Below are 895 nucleotides of genomic sequence, written 5' to 3'. Positions count from 1 at the left end.
CTCTGGCTGCCTAGGCATCCACCGTGTGCGCTTAATCGCTTGACCATATAACCCGAAAGGGTCTGGTCTGCGATTACGTACGACAATTGCCGGATACGCTTGAGACGTATCTTGCATTTCTCCTTGCGGAGAAATTTGTCAGCATGATTCACATTGTTAAAGAGCAGACTGTCAATCGACAGTCATAAACCGGTCATCGTCTTGGGCGATGGTGGCTTATGACTGCGGATCCGATCAGGTAAGACTGTGGGCATGTGGGAACCAAACGATCTGAGGCAAGGCGAAAGGCGACGACGCATAGTGCGCTATGCGAGGAGACTTTCAACGCAGCATCAGGAAGTTTGGTGGAGCCAAGCGGGATCGAACCGCTGACCTCCTGCGTGCAAGGCAGGCGCTCTCCCAGCTGAGCTATGGCCCCTTTCAACATTCACTCCGATAAAGGAGAAAATGTAATTTCGTCGGAGACAAGGCGCTTTTTACCGACGTGTAGCCTGCTACACGAGGTGAAAAGCAACGCCGTATCCGGCGAAATTTGGTGGGTCTGGGCAGATTTGAAATAAACCCCGCGACCTCACCCTTCTCTTTACAGTACTTCCGGGGGTGCGCTCTCACCAACTGAGCGACAGACCCGGCCGAAGCTCGAGAATGGTGGGTCTGGGCAGATTTGAACTGCCGACCTCACCCTTATCAGGGGTGCGCTCTAACCAACTGAGCTACAGACCCATTGGTCACGCTGGGCCTATACCCAAACAGTCTTTGCTCTGGCCGATCAGGTAATTCATTGTGAGCACTTGCCGACACGAGATGAGTCGTCGGTAAGGAGGTGATCCAGCCGCAGGTTCCCCTACGGCTACCTTGTTACGACTTCACCCCAGTCATGAACCACACCGTGGTG

General features: G+C 53.7%; 3 tRNA genes and 1 rRNA gene. All 4 read right to left on the bottom strand.

The window, feature by feature from the left end:
- Positions 1-342: 342 nt before the first annotated feature.
- Positions 343-418: transfer RNA gene (locus tag CK498_RS25580), tRNA-Ala, on the bottom strand.
- Between the two features lie 115 nt (positions 419-533).
- A tRNA-OTHER gene (locus tag CK498_RS25575) sits at positions 534-630 on the bottom strand.
- 16 nt (positions 631-646) lie between these two features.
- Positions 647-723: transfer RNA gene (locus tag CK498_RS25570), tRNA-Ile, on the bottom strand.
- Positions 724-816: 93 nt separating this feature from the next.
- Positions 817-895, bottom strand: a 16S ribosomal RNA gene (locus CK498_RS25565); the annotation flags it as partial.

The organism is Halomonas salipaludis (assembly GCF_002286975.1).
Classification (GTDB): domain Bacteria; phylum Pseudomonadota; class Gammaproteobacteria; order Pseudomonadales; family Halomonadaceae; genus Franzmannia; species Franzmannia salipaludis.
The sequence above is the reverse complement of the archived record's forward strand: the minus strand, read 5'-3'. Positions and strand labels throughout refer to the sequence as shown.